At 71.6% G+C, this 16,458-nt stretch carries 11 protein-coding genes; 6 read left to right on the forward strand and 5 right to left on the reverse strand.

The window, feature by feature from the left end; translation table 11 throughout:
- Positions 1 to 23 precede the first annotated feature (23 nt).
- Entirely contained in the window at positions 24 to 407 is a 384-nt protein-coding gene (locus AC0VYP_RS09680; RefSeq protein WP_475473571.1) for an RNA polymerase-binding protein RbpA, read from the reverse strand.
- A 333-nt stretch (positions 408 to 740) separates the two neighbouring features.
- Here AC0VYP_RS09680 and AC0VYP_RS09685 point away from each other — a divergent pair, with 333 nt between their 5' ends.
- Positions 741 to 2,276: a cytochrome P450 family protein gene (locus AC0VYP_RS09685; RefSeq protein ID WP_475473572.1), complete on the forward strand. Its 1,536-nt coding sequence runs from the start codon at positions 741 to 743 to the stop codon at positions 2,274 to 2,276.
- A gap of 20 nt (positions 2,277 to 2,296) precedes the next feature.
- Here AC0VYP_RS09685 and AC0VYP_RS09690 read toward each other — a convergent pair whose 3' ends face one another.
- Positions 2,297 to 3,070, reverse strand: coding sequence for an SDR family oxidoreductase (locus tag AC0VYP_RS09690; RefSeq protein ID WP_285760282.1), 774 nt, complete (start codon positions 3,068 to 3,070; stop codon positions 2,297 to 2,299).
- A 313-nt stretch (positions 3,071 to 3,383) separates the two neighbouring features.
- Here AC0VYP_RS09690 and AC0VYP_RS09695 point away from each other — a divergent pair, with 313 nt between their 5' ends.
- From AC0VYP_RS09695 to AC0VYP_RS09710, 4 genes are all read left to right on the forward strand, one after another.
- Complete coding sequence (locus tag AC0VYP_RS09695) at positions 3,384 to 4,658, forward strand: L,D-transpeptidase (protein WP_285760281.1); 1,275 nt, start codon at positions 3,384 to 3,386, stop codon at positions 4,656 to 4,658.
- 341 nt (positions 4,659 to 4,999) lie between these two features.
- Positions 5,000 to 6,658 carry an ABC-F family ATP-binding cassette domain-containing protein gene (locus AC0VYP_RS09700; protein WP_475473574.1) on the forward strand — a complete coding sequence of 553 codons (1,659 nt, stop codon included), beginning with the start codon at positions 5,000 to 5,002 and terminating at the stop codon, positions 6,656 to 6,658.
- A 357-nt stretch (positions 6,659 to 7,015) separates the two neighbouring features.
- Positions 7,016 to 8,380 carry an MFS transporter gene (locus AC0VYP_RS09705; RefSeq protein ID WP_475473576.1) on the forward strand — a complete coding sequence of 455 codons (1,365 nt, stop codon included), beginning with the start codon at positions 7,016 to 7,018 and terminating at the stop codon, positions 8,378 to 8,380.
- A 132-nt stretch (positions 8,381 to 8,512) separates the two neighbouring features.
- Positions 8,513 to 9,763, forward strand: coding sequence for an MFS transporter (locus AC0VYP_RS09710; protein WP_285760278.1), 1,251 nt, complete (start codon positions 8,513 to 8,515; stop codon positions 9,761 to 9,763).
- Positions 9,764 to 9,794: 31 nt separating this feature from the next.
- Here AC0VYP_RS09710 and AC0VYP_RS09715 read toward each other — a convergent pair whose 3' ends face one another.
- Positions 9,795 to 12,770, reverse strand: a complete 2,976-nt coding sequence (locus AC0VYP_RS09715) for a helix-turn-helix transcriptional regulator (protein WP_475473578.1) — start codon at positions 12,768 to 12,770, stop codon at positions 9,795 to 9,797.
- Between the two features lie 151 nt (positions 12,771 to 12,921).
- Positions 12,922 to 13,329 carry a nitroreductase family deazaflavin-dependent oxidoreductase gene (locus tag AC0VYP_RS09720; RefSeq protein WP_285760580.1) on the reverse strand — a complete coding sequence of 136 codons (408 nt, stop codon included), beginning with the start codon at positions 13,327 to 13,329 and terminating at the stop codon, positions 12,922 to 12,924.
- A gap of 219 nt (positions 13,330 to 13,548) precedes the next feature.
- Here AC0VYP_RS09720 and AC0VYP_RS09725 point away from each other — a divergent pair, with 219 nt between their 5' ends.
- Complete coding sequence (locus AC0VYP_RS09725; protein WP_475473580.1) at positions 13,549 to 14,976, forward strand: S28 family serine protease; 1,428 nt, start codon at positions 13,549 to 13,551, stop codon at positions 14,974 to 14,976.
- 80 nt (positions 14,977 to 15,056) lie between these two features.
- Here AC0VYP_RS09725 and AC0VYP_RS09730 read toward each other — a convergent pair whose 3' ends face one another.
- On the reverse strand, positions 15,057 to 16,442 hold the full coding sequence (locus tag AC0VYP_RS09730) for an MFS transporter (protein ID WP_475473582.1): 1,386 nt from the start codon (positions 16,440 to 16,442) through the stop codon (positions 15,057 to 15,059).
- Positions 16,443 to 16,458 lie beyond the last annotated feature (16 nt).

Here is a 16,458-nt window from a genome sequence, read left to right on the forward strand (position 1 = left end):
CCCTTTGAAAGACTGCCGGCAGGTCAGGCGCTTTGGCGCTGCCTGGCCAGGGCGTGCAGGTGCTCCTGCTCCTCCTTGCGTCGGTTGCGAAGCAGTTCCAGCCGCTCGGCAAGGACCTCCTCCAGGTCCTCCATGCTCCTGCGCTCCAGCAGCATGTCCCAGTGGGTGCGGGTCGGCTTGGTCTTCTTCGCCTGCGGCTGCTCGCCGTTGACCATGAGTGCGTTATCGCCGCAGAAACGGCATTCCCAGTTCGCGGGGATCTCGGCCTCGGTCGCGAAAGTGACGGAGAAGCGATGGCCCCGGGGGCAGTCGTAGGTGACCTCCTGGCGTGGGGCCAGGTCGGTATTGCGGTCGTTCTCGTAGCTCGTTGCCCCGAGTCGGGTTCCGCGAAGTGCTCGCTCGGCCATCGTGTACATGCCTCCAGGCGCTCTTGCGGTCTCGTGGGTGTAACGCGTCGATCCGTGTGAGGATTCCCCACACGACTGCGCCCCAACCGTGCGACAATGCGCGACCGCTTGCGGGGAGGGCTCCGCCGGGGGTCGCGATCCTCGAATTGTGGCCCATCCCACCCTGTTTTCGGTGGATCGTATCGTCGCAGCTCATCCCCTTTCTTTGTGCAGACTTTGCCGGGATCGCCGCAGCTCGCCCGACAGCGCCGAAAACACGACTCTCGGCGACCGAATCATGACGGAAACAAACGGGGCCTAAGCTTCGCCGCACCCCCGCCATAGGAGCCCGTCGTGAACAACGGTCAGTCCCGTCCCACGCCCGGTAGCCCTTCCCCGCGCTGCCCGGTGCACGACCAGGCAGTGCCCCTCTACAAAGACCTCCAGCACTCCGACCATGCCTCCCTCTGGGAGGAACTGCGGACCCGGTTCGGCGCGGTCGCCCCGGTCGAGATCACTCCGGGAGTCCCCGGCTGGCTGCTGCTGGGTTACCACGAGAACCTCAACGTGCTGCGCGATCCCGCGCGCTTTTCCACCGACCCCCGTCACTGGCGTCAGGCCCGGGAGGGCGGCCTGGGAAACGTCCCCGGCCCGCGCACCGGATCGCTGGCCGGTGACGGAGCCGGCCACCGACGCCTGCGCGCCCCCATCGTCGAGGGGCTGGCCGCGGTCACGGGCCCCGCGCTGGGCGCCGCCATCGAACGCCTGGCCCACGCACTCATCGACGGGTTCGCGGGCGAAGGGAACGCCGATCTGATCGCCGACTACGCGGCCCCGCTGCCCGTACTCGTCCTCAACCGCCTTTTCGGCCTCTCCGACGAGCACGGCCGCCTGCTCGCCGACCTGACCGCCAACCGCCGGGACGGCGACGCGGCCGTCGCAGAACAGGCGGCCGACGACATCCGCGACTACTTCACCGCGCTGGTGCGCCGGCGCCGGGACAAACCGGGTGGAGACTTCGTCTCCACGCTCCTTGCCCATCCCGCCGCGCTCAGCGACACCGAAGCGGTGGACGAGTTGCTGCTGATGGTCGGAGCCGGTCACGAACCCACCACCCACCTCATCGGCAACGCCCTGCACCGCCTCCTGGGCGACTCCGAGATCGCGGTCGCCTACCGCGGGGCGGCATTGCCGGCGGCCGACTTCATCGACTACGTCATGTGGGTCGATCCGCCGCTCCAGACCCTCGCGGGCCGTTACCCCACCCTCGACGTGCGCATCGGCGACGCCGAGATCAAGGAGGGGGACGCACTGCTGTTGGGGTTCGCACCCGCGCACGCCGACCCCGCGACCCGTCCGCCCGGACGCGAGGACGGTATCGACGCCCTCGCCGGCAACCGCGCCCACCTGATGTGGGGGGCGGGCCCGCACGGCTGTCCCGCCCAGAGCCTGGCCCGCGAGATCACCATCACCGCCATCGACGTGCTCATCTCCCGACTCGGCGACCTGACGCTCACCGGCGCACCGGAGACGCTGCGCCGGCGCGGATCGCTGTCGGTACACGGACTCGTCGAGCTGCCGGTGGCCTTCGCCCCGGAACGCAGGCCCGCGGCCACCCGACCGGCCCCGGTTCCTGCGCGCAAGGGAATCCGTCGAATGTTTCCCCCGGCGCGGACCCCTCGCGCCCAGGGCGCTCGTTACGGGGCCCCCGACCGGGATAGGGCACAGCCCCAGCAGGCAGGTCCCGCCGCTTCCCCCCGCGCGCCCGCCCCGGTGCGGGTGCAGGCCACGGGGGCCCGTTACCAGGCTCCGGCAGCCCGCCCCCCGGAGCCGGAGGCCGATCCGCTGGAGCTCCTGCTCGCCCGCTGGCGTCGCGACCACGCCGACTGAGCCGCCCGTACGGGCAGCCGCTACTTTGTCTCGCGGTACACCTTGTGGTTGGAGGCCTGGGCCCGGGGCCGTACCACCAGCAGGTCGATGTTGACGTGCGGTGGGCGGGTCACGGTCCAGGCCACGGTGTCGGCCACGTCCTCGGCGGTCAGTGGTTGGGGCACGCCCGCGTAGACCGAGGCGGCCCGGTCGGCGTCACCGTGGAAGCGGTTCAACGCGAACTCCTCGGTGCGGACCATGCCCGGCGCGATCTCGATCACCCGGATCGGTTCGCCGCACAGCTCCAGACGCAGCGTCTCGGCGATCACGTGCGCCCCGTGCTTGGCCGCCACGTAACCGCCGCCGTTCTCGTAGGGCGTCAGCGCGGCGGTCGACGACATCACCAGCACCGTTCCGTCGCCGCTCGCGCGCAGCTTCGGCAGCAGCGCCTGGGTCACACGCAGGACCCCCACGACGTTCACGTCGTACATCGCCTGCCATTCGGCGGGGTCGCCGTTTTCCACGGTGTCCGTGCCGATTGCCCCGCCGGCGTTGTTGATCAGGACGTCCACCCGCTCCAGGCCGGCGGCGAAGTCGCGCACCGAGGCGGCATCGGTCACGTCCAGGGAGTGTGCCCGTGCGGCAAGACCGGCCCCCCGCAGCTCTTCGGCCAGGGCACCGATACGCTCGACACGTCGGGCAGCCAGGATCACCAGGTAACCGGCCTCGGCCAAGCGGCGGGCACTGGCTGCGCCGATCCCGCTGCTGGCTCCGGTGATCACGGCGATCCTCTGCTCGGTTGCGGCCTCAGACATGGTTTGCAGCCTCCGTCAGGGGCGAGTGGGCCCCTCGTCGATCGAGGTGGCCCGGATCCGGGCCCACTACGGTTTACCACTCCGGCCAACCGGCTCGATCGTCGGACCTCACGCCACTTTGTCCATTTCAAGCGGCATTGGATATATTTCTTGGTGTGCGGGGCAGGCAGGGGCGCGCCCGGGAACGGGCGACCGCGTCCCGCGCACGGCGGTGGAGGCCGCCGACGCCCGCTGAGACCCACCCCGCCCCTGACCAGCCTCCGGCCGTCCCCTTTTCGCGCACACTCTTCCCGACCCCTGGGAGACCGCACACATGCCCACGACCCACCGCGCGTCCCGCGCCCTGCTGCCCGGGGCGCTCGCCCTCCTCATGCTGGGTGTGGCAGCCTGTAGCTCCGATCCTCAACCGGCCGATCCCACAGCCGGGGAACAGGCCCCCGAGCCGGGACCCACCGCGGAAATCCTGATCACCCCCGTTGACGGCACCGACGAGGTCCGCCCGGACCTTCCCGTAACCGTCGAGGCCGACGGCGGTACGCTCACCGACGTGCAGGTGCGCACCGAGGGGGTGGAAAACACCGGCGCCGACGAGATGACCGGCACTTTCAACGAGGACGAGACCGGGTGGACCAGCGACTGGACGCTGACCCCGGGCGCGAAGGTCACGGTCACCGCGACGGCAGAGACCCCTGACGGCGAGACCGTCGAGGCCACCAGCGACTTCGAGACCCTCCCCGCCACCGACGGCAGACGCCTGGAGCTGCAGTCCAACTTCCCCACGAGTGGTGACACCGTCGGGGTGGGGATGCCGGTGGTGGTCAACTTCGACCTGCCGGTGAGCAACAAGGCCCAGGTCGAGGCGGCCATGGAGGTCGTCTCCGACGAGCCGACCGAGGGCGCCTGGAACTGGTTCGGCGACCAGATGGTGGTGTTCCGTACCAAGGAGTACTGGACCCCCGGCCAAGAGGTCACCGTCAACATGCACCTGGCCGGCGTCAACGCCGCAGAGGGCGTGTACGGCGTGAAGAACCACCAGCTCAACTTCGAGGTCGGCCGCTCCCAGATCACCACCGTTGACGACTCCTCCCACCGCATGGTGATCGAGCGCGACGGCGAGCAGATCAAGGACTTCCCGATCAGCAACGGCGAGGCGACGACCCGGGCCTACACCACCACCTCCGGCACCCACCTGACGATGGAGAAGTACCAGCACCTCGTCATGGACTCCGCCACCGTGGGCATCCCCGAGGGCCACCCCGACTACTACAAGCTCGACGTGAACTACGCGGTGCGGTTCTCCAACAGCGGCGAGTTCACCCATGCCGCCCCGTGGAACTCCTCGCTGGGCCAGGCCAACCTGAGCCACGGCTGCACCAACATGAGCACCGGGGACGCCAAGTGGTTCTACGAGAACTCGCTCATGGGCGACCCCTACATCGTCGAGGGCACCGACCGCGAACTTGAGGTTGACAACGGTTGGGGCTACTGGCAGCGCTCCTGGGAGGAGTGGCTGGACAACAGCGAGACCGGCGAGGCCGACAAGACCGATGAGGCCGGCTCCCCCGGAAGCCCGCACAGCGAGTCGTAACCCCCGCTTCCGGCAACGGCCCGGCCCCGCTCCTGGCGCGGGCCGGGCCGTTGGTGTTTCCCGCCCCGGTTGCGGTCTCAGCCGATCGTCTCGGTGGATGCTCCCAGGTGCAGACCTGTTTCGTTTCGGGCGCACAATGGGCGGGGAAGGCCGGCTAGACCGGTCCGGTGCGGGCACGGACCCACCCCAGGAGGAGGCCGGCCGCGGCGCCCGGGAAACCGTGCGCATGATCGGGAAGCGAGCATCGGGTGCCCGCGCACCGGCCGACGATCCGGCCGCTTCCGGCCCACCGCACCGCCACGTGCGGTACCGCTGCCGGTGGCGCTATCGTCGGTGACCTGATGAGTGCCTCCATCGTTGTCAAAGACCTCGCCGCCGCCCACGCCGACCGCACCCTGTTCTCCGGACTCGACCTGGTGGTCGCGCCCGGCGACGTGATCGGCCTGGTCGGTGTGAACGGCGCCGGCAAGTCCACCCTGCTGCGCCTGCTCGCCGGTCTGGCCACCCCCGCGGAGGGGACGGTGCGCACCAGCCCCGCCTCGGCGGTGGTGGGCCACCTGCCGCAGGAACCCGAGCGCCGCCCCGACGAGACGGTCGCGGACTTCCTGGCCCGGCGTACCGGGGTCACCGCCGCGCAGCGCGAACTCGACGCCGCAACAGAAGCCCTGGTCGAGGCGGCGCCGGGCAGTGACGACCGTTACTCCCTGGCGCTGGAGCGCTGGCTCGCACTGGGCGGAGCAGACCTGGAGGAACGCGCCGACGAGGTGGCGGCCGACCTCGGTCTGACCGTCGGGCTCACCCGGCCCATGACCGCGCTGTCGGGCGGCCAGGCGGCCCGCGCAGGGCTCGCCTCGCTTCTCCTGAGCCGCTACGACGTCTTCCTCCTGGACGAACCCACCAACGACCTCGATCTGGACGGCCTGGACCGTTTGGAGCGCTTCGTCACCGGATTGCGCGCGGCCACCGTCGTGGTCAGCCATGATCGCGAGTTCTTGGCCCGGACGGTCAATCGTGTCGTCGAACTCGACCTTCCCCAGCAGCAGGTGCGTGCCTACGGTGGCGGGTACACCGCCTACCTCGCCGAGCGCGAGACCGCCCGCCGCCATGCGCGCGCCGAGTACGAGGAGTACGCCGACACCCGCGCCGGCCTCCAGGCCCGCGCCCGCACCCAGCAGTCCTGGATGGACAAGGGCGTCAAGAACGCCCGCCGCAAGGCCACCGACAACGACAAGATCGGCCGCAAGTTCCGATCCGAGGCCAGTGAGAAGCAGGCCGCCAAGGTGCGTCAGACCGAGCGGATGATCGAGCGCCTCGACGTGGTGGAGGAGCCCCGCAAGGAGTGGGAGCTGCGCATGGAGATCGCCCCCGCGCCCCGCTCGGGTGCCGTGGTGGCCACGCTCAACGCCGCGGTGGTGCGGCGCGGCGGCTTCACCCTCGGACCGGTCAACCTGCACGTCGGGTGGGCCGAACGCGTGGTCGTCACCGGCGCCAACGGGGAGGGGAAATCCACCCTGCTGGCCGCGTTGCTGGGTCGGGTCGAACTCGAATCCGGACTCGCCTCCCTGGGGCCGGGAGTCGTAGTCGGTGAGATCGACCAGGCCAGAGGGCTCTTCTTCGGCGACGAGCCGCTGCTGGACGCCTTCGGTGCGGCCGTGCCCGACCTCTCCCCGGCCGACGTGCGCACCCTGCTCTCCAAGTTCGCTCTCAAGGCCGCGCACGTGTTGCGCCCTGCCGCCACCCTCTCGCCGGGGGAGCGCACCCGTGCGGCGCTGGCCCTGCTCCAGGGGCGCGGAGTGAACCTCCTGGTGCTGGACGAACCCACCAACCACCTCGACCTGGAGGCCATCGAGCAGTTGGAGTCCGCACTGGATTCCTACCCCGGCACCCTGCTGCTGGTCACGCACGACCGCCGGATGCTGGGCACCGTGCACACCACCCGCCGCCTGCACGTCCACGCCGGGCGGGTCGAGGAGCTGGCCCCCACCTCGGTGGACCGTTAGCGCCGTGGCCGGATGCCTGCGCCGGGACGTGTCCGCCGGCGCCGGCGGGCACGCGCCCGCGAGGGACCGCCACCCCTGTCGGCCGCGTCCGCCCGTGGTGGAGTAGGTTGGTTGACGTGCCAGAGTCGAACAGAGTGTGCCGCCCGTAGCGGCGGCGTGCTCCCAGTACCACGCTTCGCCGCATCAGCGCCCATCGGCCGGTGCGCCCACCAGTGCTGCCCGGCTCCACGCTTGATCCACGGAGCTCTCTGTGCACCCCTTTCCCGCCCGTGGCCGGCCCCTGTCCGGCCACGGTTCTCCCGCGTCTGCCCGAAACCGGTCTGACGTCCGCCTCTCCGGTCCGGCGAGGTGCGCGCCGTGACCAGGAACGTGCTCGTCCTCACCGCCGTCCTGCTGTCCTCGCTGACGGTCCCGCTCACGATCACCGGCGCCGCGGTGGCCCTTCCCGGCGTGCAGAGCGACCTGGCGGCGGACCTGGCAGCGGCCCAGTGGGTCGTCAACGGCTACAACGCCTGCTTCGCCGGGTTCCTCGCCTTCGGCGGTTCGCTCGCCGACCTCGTGGGGCGGCGGCGCATGTTCGCCGGCGGGGTCGCCCTGTTCTGCGCCGGCAGCCTCATGTGCGTGCTGGCCGGTGACATCGTGCTCGTGAACCTCGCGCGGGCGTGCGCCGGGGTCGGCGCAGCCGCGGCCACGGCCACCGGAGCGTCGATCCTGGCCGCCACCTTCGACGGGCCTGCGCGGACCCGTGCCTTCGGGGCCCTGGGCATCGTGCTCGGCGTCGGACTGGCGTTCGGGCCCGCGCTCTCGGGCCTGCTGGTGGGCGTCCTGGACTGGCGGGCCGTCTTCGCGGTGCCCGCGGTCCTGTCCGGGGCGGTCCTGCTGCTCTGCCCCTTCTTGCCCCGCCTGCCCGGAACCGGGGAGAAACGCGTCAACTGGGCGGGAGGCGCCCTGTTCACCGCGGCGCTCGTCCTGGTGATCGTCGTCCTCGTCGAGGCACCCGTGCTCGGGTTCACCAGCCCCGTGGTCGCCGGCGGGCTGCTGACGGCGGTGGGCCTGGGAGCCGGATTCGTTGCCGTGCAGCGGCGCGCCGCCGATCCCATGGTTGACCTCGCGCTGCTGGCCAACCGGCCGTTCCTGGCGTTCTCCCTGGCGGCGGGAGCCCTGATGGCCCTGCTCGTTCCCCTGCTCGTCTACCTGCCCTCCTATCTCATCGCCGTCGTCGGCCTGAGCCCTGGTCGGGCCGGTGCCTGGCTGCTGATGCTCACCGTTCCCTCGATCGTCCTGCCCGTGGCCGGCGCCGCGGTCGCCAGGCGTTCCCCCGCCCTGCTGGTCTGCGGGTCGGTCGCGCTCAGCGGTGCGGGCGCTGTCCTGCTGGTCACGGTCGGTCCGGACAGCACTCCCTGGGGCCTGGCCGCTCCGCTCCTGCTCATCGGGGCCGGAGCGGGACTGACCACCGGGGTCGTCAACGGTCTGGCGGTCTCCAGCGTCCGCGCGGAGCAGGCGGGGACCGCGGCCGGACTGTTCAACACCGCCCGCCTCACCATGGAGACCGTCGTCCTGGCGGTGGTCGGCACGGTGCTGGCCGTCATCAGCGGCGGCCGACTGGCGGGGCCGGGCTTCACCACGGCACTGCACACCGTCGGTGTCGCCCTCGGCCTCCTCGCCGTCGCGGCATTCGTCGGTTCCGCGCTGCTCCTGCGCGAACACCGCCGGGGCGGCTGAGTTCCCGGCATCGTGTCGCCCGGGGACGCCCGGCCGCACCTCTGCTCCGCAACGGTGGCGGATCAGGGATGATCATCGGATGACCATGTCCGCAGCGGTACCGCGGCGCCCCACCTCCGACGGGGTGCCGCGGTGACCGACACCGGGCGGCGTGGGCCGGCCTCCTTCGCGTTGGACCTGCGGCCCCTTCGCCACCGACCGTTTCGCCGCCTCTGGGGCTCCACCGTGGTCACGGCCGTGGGGGGCCAGGTGTCGGCCGTCGCCGTCCCCGTTCAGGTCTATGCCATGACCGGCTCCTCCACGATGGTCGGTTTGGCCTCGCTGGCCGGGCTCGTGCCCATGGCGGTCGCCGCCCTGTGGGGCGGCAGCATCGCCGACGTCGTGGACCGCCGCACCATGATGCTGGTCACCAACACCGGTCTGGCCCTGACCGTCCTGGCCCTGTGGGTCCACGCGGCCACCGGGAACGGGTCCGTGGCGCTGCTGATGTTCCTGGTGGCGGTCCAGCAGGCCTGTTACGGCGCCAACGGTCCGGCGCGGGGGGCGGCGGTGGCCCGGCTGGTCCCCGACGACCTGCTGGCCCCCGCGGTCGCGTTGAACACGACCGTCATGCAGGTGGGGATGGTCGCCGGACCGTTGGCCGCAGGGGCGCTCATCCCCCTGGTGGGGATTCCCGCCCTCTACCTGGTCGACTTCGTTGCACTGGCCTTGGCGGTGCTGGCGGTGGCCGGCCTTCCCCGGCTGCGGCCCCTGGTCCGGCCGACGATGCGGCCCGGGGCGGCCAGCATCGGCGCCGGCCTCAAATACATCGTGGCCAACACGGTGCTCGTCGCGTCGTTCCTGCTGGACATCGTCGCCATGACGTTCGGGATGCCGCGCGCGATCTTCCCGGAACTGGCCACGGGGTTCGAGGGGGTCGGCTCAGGTATGGCATTGGGCCTGCTCTTCGCGGCGATCCCGGCCGGCGCGGTCCTCGGTGGCCTGCTGTCCGGGCGGCTCGTGCTCGTGCGCCGGCACGGCCGCATGCTGATCGGGGCGGTTGTGGCGTGGGGCGTCCTCATCGCGCTCGCCGGAGCGTCCCACGTCCTGTGGATCACCCTGCTGTGCCTGGCCCTGGCCGGGGTGGCGGACCTGGTCAGCGCGGTCTTTCGCGGGACCATCCTCCAGGAGGCCGCCACCGACGAGATGCGTGGACGCATCCAGGGCGTGAAACTGGTCGTGGTCGCCGGCGGGCCGCGGGTGGCCGACGCCCTGCACGGCTTCGCCGCCGACCTGATCGGCCCCCGTGCGGCCATGGCCCTGGGCGGGGTCCTGGCCGTGGCGGTCCTGGCAGTGCTGCCCCGGTTCCTGCGGGCGTTGTGGTCCTACACGCCCGCCCGGTGAGTGGGCCGCGCGCCCGGCCACCACCGCCTGCTCAGGACCGGTCGAGCAGCGGGGTGAGGCCGAGCGCCCGGCCGCGGGCCGCCGCGGCACCGCGGTTGGCGACCCCCAGCTTGGCCAGGATGTTGGAGACGTGCACGCTCGCGGTCTTCGCCGAGATGAACAGCTCCGCGGCGATCTCGGCGTTGGTGGCTCCCCGGGTCAGCAGGCGCAGCACCTCCAGTTCCCGGGGGGTGAGCCCCGAAGGCGGCGCGGGAGCGCGGCCCGGTTCCGCGTCCAGGGAGGCGTTCAGCCTGCGGGCGAGGTCGGTGACCTGTCCGGCCAGCGGGACGGCGCCACAGCGTTCGGCAACCGCGGCGGCACCGCGCAATCGCCGCACCGCAGCCACGCGCTCACCGTGCGCTGCCTCCCATTCGGCCAGGCGCAGCACCGCCCAGGCGTGCTGGAGCGCGGCGTCGGTTGACTCCCAGAGCTCCACGGCCCTGCGCCAGGCCAGGGCCGACTCCGCGGACGTCGCCCCGGCCTCGCCGAGCAGGGCCGCCACAGTCGCCCGGTGCCCCTGCTGAACCGGTCCGTGCGCGGCGATCCGCTCCAGCATCGGGCGCAGCACCGCACGCAGCCGTGCAGCCGCGGGATCGTCGGGGCCGCCCGCACGCACCGCGCGGGCCACCGACGCCAGCAGCGGCCAGGCGTACCCCGTCCACAGGGCGAAGTCGGTGCCGGCGCAGACCCGTTCGGACGCGGCAAGGGCCGCACCGGTCTCCCCGCGCGCCAACGCGACCTCGATGGTCAGGGTCGTCGCGATCAGGGCCAGCTGCAACCGGGGGCTCTCGGTCACTCCGGCGGCCACCACCTCGGCCGTGACCTCCTCGGCCGCAGCGAGGTCGCCTCGGGCAAGGGCCGTCCGGCCGGCCAAGCACATCAGGAAGAAACGGATCAGCGGGGGTGGTGCCCACTCCATCCCCTGATCGGCCATGGCACCGGCGGCGGCGAGGTCGCCGGTCTCGTAGTGGATCTCGGCGAGGTTCAGGGCGAGGAACGATCCTTGGGGACGCAACAGGCCGCTGGTTCGGGCCTGTTCCAGGCCGCGCTGCGCGGCTTCGGAGGCTTCGGCGTAGCGCCCGTGCTCGCGCAGCATCGAGGCGAGGCCGCCCAGGGCCCGCGACGCCAGCTCGGGGTCCAGGGCCGCGTTGACGGCCTCCTCGAACGTCGCCATTGCCGCCGTGGTGTCACCCGCCTGGCTTTGGAGGGAGGCCAGGGTGACCAGGGCGTCGGAGCGCGCACAGGGGTCGTGGTAGACCTCGGCGTGGGCCAGCGCCTTGCGGGTGAGCTCGGTGGCGTCCAGCAACCGCTCGCCGCCGGTGTCCCCGCCCCGATCGGAATCGTGCAGCCGGTGGGCCGGCAGCAGCCCTCCGCGCATCAACAGCTCCCTGGCCAGGACCGCCAGCAGGAACCCGTAACCGGGGTCGGCCGGGGGATGCACGTCCAGCGCGGCGATCAGGTCGTCGATGCCGTCGTGGTCGCCCAACTGCATCCGGGCGCGCCCCAGCCGGCGCAGCAGCACCGCCTGTGCGATCCGTTCGTCGGGCCCGTGCGCCTCGCCCAGTTCGGCGAGCCCTTCCTCGGCCAGCCGCTTGGCCTTGGACATCCGGCCGCTGTCGTAGGCCGATTCCGCGGCCCGCTCCAGTACCTTGACCAGGGTGGCCCCGGTCTGTTCCGCGGCGTCGGGGACCCGTTCCCACAGTTCCAGCACGCGCTGGAGCATGTGCAGCTCCTCGGAGAAGGCCAGCGCCTCGTGCGCGCGCCGGGCGGCCTGCCACGCCGCGCCCAACGCCCGGGGCAGCTCGTGCGCGGCGTGGAAGTGGTGGGCCAGCTCCACGGCGAGCCGGTCGGAGGGGGCGAGGTCGGGGCGCTCCTGGAGGACCTCGGCGAACTGCAGGTGCAGCCGGGCGTGCCGGCCCGGCAGCAGCTCCTCGTGCACGGCCTCGCGCAACAGTGCGTGCCGGAACACGTAGCCCTCCTCGTCGGCGCGCAGCACATTGGCGTCCACGAGCTCCGACAGCGCCGTGTCCAGGACGTCCTCGTCCAGTTCCGCCACCCGGGCCAGCAAGGCGTGTCCGATGCGGTCGCCGCCCACGGCGCCCACCGACGCGGTCTTGGCCAGGGTGCGCGCGTTCTCGCCCAGCCGCTCCAGCGGCCCCAGCAGCAGTTCGAGCGATCGGGCCGGGACCTGGCCGTCGGTGCGCCCGGTCTCCAGCAGCGACTCCACGAACAGGGGGTAGCCGGAAGTGCGCTCGTACAGGGCGGTGACTTCCGAGGGCGTCAGCTCGTGCCCGCGCAGCGCGGCGGCCTGGCGCGCCACCTCCGAGCGTGACAAAGGGCCCAGCTCCAGATGGGTGACGGTGGGCAGACGCAACAACTCGGGCAGCAGCCGGCGCAGCGGATGCTCGCGGTGCAGGTCGTCGGAGCGGTAACTGACCACGATCTGCACCGGGGCGGTGTCGAGCGTGCGGATGAGGTAGACCAGCAGGTCGCGGGTAGCGGAGTCGGCCCAGTGCAGGTCCTCGACGACCATGGTCAGACCGCCGGTCCCGGCGGCGGCGGTCAGCAGCCGCAGCACCTGGCCGAACAGCCGCCCGCGTGCCTCGCGGCGGTCGGGGGGCGGGGACCCCAGTTCGGGCAGGAGCCGGGCCAGCTCCTGTCCGGTCCCCTCCGCCACGGCTGCGAAGGGCTCCGGCCCCCGCGCACGCAGCAGTCCGCGCAGGACCGTCACGAACGGTGCGAAGGGCAGCCCCTCCACCCCCAGCTCCAGGCACCCTCCCGACAGCAGCAGCGCGTCTCCGTGGCGGCCCCCGAACTCCTGGAGCAGCCGCGACTTGCCCACTCCGGCTTCTCCGCTCACGAGCACCGTGGCCGAGCCCGCCGTACGGGTGCGTGCCGCGTGCTCGACGAGTGTCCGCAGCTGCGCGGAGCGCCCGACGAACACGGGGCCGGGGGTCGAGAAGGTCATAACACCCAGTATGCCCAGCACGGGGGACGAAACGGATCCCCCCGGGAGCCCGGTTGCGATCCGGTGCCCGCGCCGCCGCGCCGCGCGCCGCGTGGCGCCCGACCGGACCCTCCCCGAGCGCGGCCGTGCGGTCGCGCGGTGCCGGGGCCGATCAGGAGGCGCGCTCCAGGACCACGATGGGGATCACCCGGTCGGTCTTGGACTGGTAGTTGTCGTAGTCGGGCCAGACGAGTGCCAGCTGCGGCCACAGTCGGGCCCGCTCCTCCTCGGAGGCCGTGTGCGCGACGGCGTCGAACTTGTCGGCGGCCACCTGCACCCGCACCGAGGGGTCGGCGGTGAGGTTGAGGTACCAGAGGGGGTGGTTCTCCGCGCCGCCCTTGGACGCCACCACGGCGTAGGCGTCGCCGTCCTCGATGTAGATGAGCGGGGTGGACCGCTGCTCGCCGGACTTGCGTCCGGTTGTGGTCAGGATCAGGGTGGGAACGCCCTCCTGCCAGATGTGTCCTTCGCGTCCGTCGGTCTCGACGTAGCGCTTGACGTGTTCGGCGCCGTAAAGCATGGCGCTCCTTCCCTCGAAGCTCTCTGCGGGCATCGTGTCAACGGTGGAACCCGACCTATCAAACCCCCAATTCCCACTTCGCCCCGCGTCAACGCGCCCGACCCTTCCTCACCCTTGGTGACCACCCCCGCGCGGGGGGTTCTTTTGTCGTGGTTGGGCCGATAATGTCAGGCGGGTTCTCACCCATGAGTACTCCCGCGACTACTGGAGGTCACGCGCGTGGTTGACCATCACCGCCCCTCACTCGTCCGGTTCTCGGTGGCGCTGCTGACCGCGGCCGCACTGGTGTTCACCGGGCTGCCGGCCGCTGCCCAGCCGGTCCCCGAAGGCGACATCGCCGATCGACTCGCCGAGGTCCCCGGCCTCACGGTCGTCGAGGAGAAGCCCACCGCCCAGGGCTTCCGCTACTTCGTCCTCGGCTACACCCAGTACGCCGACCACGACCGGCCCGGCGACGGCACCTTCGAGCAGCGCCTCACCCTGTTGCACCGCGGCTTCGACCGCCCCACCGTGCTCCAGACCAGCGGCTACCAGGTCGGTACGGTGCCCTCCCGCTCGGAGCCGACCCGCCTGGTTGACGGCAACCAGATCTCCACCGAGCAGCGGTTCTTCACTCCCTCGCGCCCCGACGCCCCGGACTGGAAGCGGATGCTCACCATCCGCCAGGCCGCCGCCGACCACCACCGCATCATCCAGGCCATCGACGACATCTACACCGGTGCCTGGATCTCCACCGGCGCCTCCAAGGGCGGCATGACCTCGGTCTACCACCGTCGTTTCTACCCCGACGACCTCGACGGCACCGTCGCCTACGTCGCACCCAACGACGTGATCGACCGGGAGGACCGCGCCTACCTGGAGTTCTTCGAGACCGTGGGCGGCGACTCCCCCTGCCAGACCTCGCTGGAGGAGGTCCAGCGCACCGCACTGGAGCGGCGCGTGGAGATCGTCAACGGCTACGAGAAGCAGGCCGCCGAGAACGGGTGGACCTTCGACAACATCGGCGGGGCCGACGCCACCTTCGAGGTGCTCGTCCTGGACACGGCCTGGGCCTTCTGGCAGTACTACGGGATCGACCAGTGCGCCATGGTCCCCCCAGCGGACGCCCCCACCGAGGAGATCGTCGCCTTCCTCGACACCGTGGCCGGTTTCGAGTTCTACACCGACCAGGGAATCGAGCCCTACACCCCCTACTACTTCCAGGCCGCCACCCAGTTGGGTACGCCGAGCGTCCCCACCGGCCACGTTGACGACCTGCTGGACCACCCCGGCCTCTTCGCCGCGGCCACCTACCTGCCCGACGATCTGCCGGTTCCCCGTTACGACCACCGCGCGATGATCGACATCGACTCCTGGGTGCGCACCCGCGGCACCGAGCTGCTCTTCGTCAACGGCGAGTACGACCCGTGGGCGGCCGAACCGTTCCGGGTGGGGCGCACCGGCCAGAGTCGCGACGCCCACGTCTTCACCGCGCCCGCCGCCACCCACGGGGCCAACATCTCCCTGCTGGCCGAGGAGGACCGCGCCGCGGCCACCGCGTCCCTGCTGAAGTGGGCCGGCGTCGCCGACCAGGCCGGCGCGCTGCGCGCCCCCGCCCTCATCCCGGGCCTGGACGACGTCGAGGACACCGAGCGCCGGCCGCTGTAGGGGCCGACGCCTGCGACGGTGCCGGGGACCGCGCGGTCCCCGGCACCGTCCGCTTTGCGCGGCTCCCAGGGGCCTTGCCCCTAGACCTTGGCCGGGACCTCGTTGCCGGCGGCGCGGATGGCGGCGGGGATGTTGGTCAGGAGCAGCAGGACGAACCCGGCCACGAAGAACACCGAGAGCGACAGGATCGCCAGCCGGTACTCGCCGCCCGTGGCGTCCAGGACCACGCCCACCGTCAAAGCGCCAAGGAACGCGGACCCCTTGTCGCTGATCTCGTACAGGCCGAAGTACTCGGCCTCCTTGCCCTTGGGGATGAGCAGCGAGAACATCGACCGGGACAGCGCCTGGGTGCCGCCCAGCACGATGGCGATGAAGAACCCCAGGACGAAGAACTGCACCGCCGAACCGGTCTGCAGCAACGGCGCGACCCCCACGACGACCAGCCACACCACGAGGCTGCCCAGGATGGTCGTCTTGGTGCCGAGCCGTCGCGCGATCGCCCCCAGCGCCAGCGCGCCGCCGAACGCCACGAACTGCACCATCAGGATGGTGCCGATCTGGACCGTCTGGTCGAGTTCCAGGGCCGCGTCGGCGAACGTCGCCGAAAAGGCGATGACCGTCTGGATGCCGTCGTTGAACATCAGATACGCCACGAGGAACATCAACGTCTTGGGGTAGGCCCGCAGCCCCTTCACGGTGTGCCACAGCTGCGTGAAGCTGCGCCCCACGCTGATGCGGCGCATCGGCGCCTCCACCGAGCCCTCGCGCCGGTTGCGCAGCCGCGCCAGGGGGATCAGGGAGAACAGCGCCCACCACAGCCCCGCCGACACCAGGCAGATGCGGACCGCGTGCCCCTGCTCCATGCCCAGGCTCTCGTGTCCCAGGAACAGGCCCAGGTTGAGGGTGAGCAGGAGCGCGCCGCCCAGGTAGCCCATGGCCCAGCCGCGCGAGGACACCGCGTCGCGTTCGTCGGGGGTGGCGATGTCGGGCAGGAAGGAGTTGTAGACCACGATCGAGGCGCCGAAGCACAGGTTGGCCAGGACGAACAGTCCGGCGCCCAGCAGGTAGGCGTCGCCCTGCACGAAGTACAGCCCCATCGTGGCGAAGGCGCCCAGGTAGGCGAGGACGCCCATCAGTTCGCGCTTGCGTCCGCTCTGGTCGGCGATCGCACCCACCGCGGGCAGCAGCACCAGTTGCAGCAGGACCGACAGGGACGTGGCGTAGGGGTAGAGCGCGGTGGGTTCGATCATCCACCCCAGCACGCTGATCCGCCCGCCGGGGCCCGCACTGTCCTGGGCCAGCGTGGTCAGGTACGGGCCGAGGAAGACGGTGATGACGCTGGTGGTGAAGACCGAGTTGGCCCAGTCGTACATGTACCAGGCCCGCTGCTCGGACCTGCGCGACCGGTCCGGGGCGACGGGCGGGGGCTGTTCGGGGGAGGGCGGGGGGTTCGGCGGTTGCGACAAGGGAGTGCCTTCGTGG

The organism is Nocardiopsis sp. iso_186 (assembly GCF_056173365.1).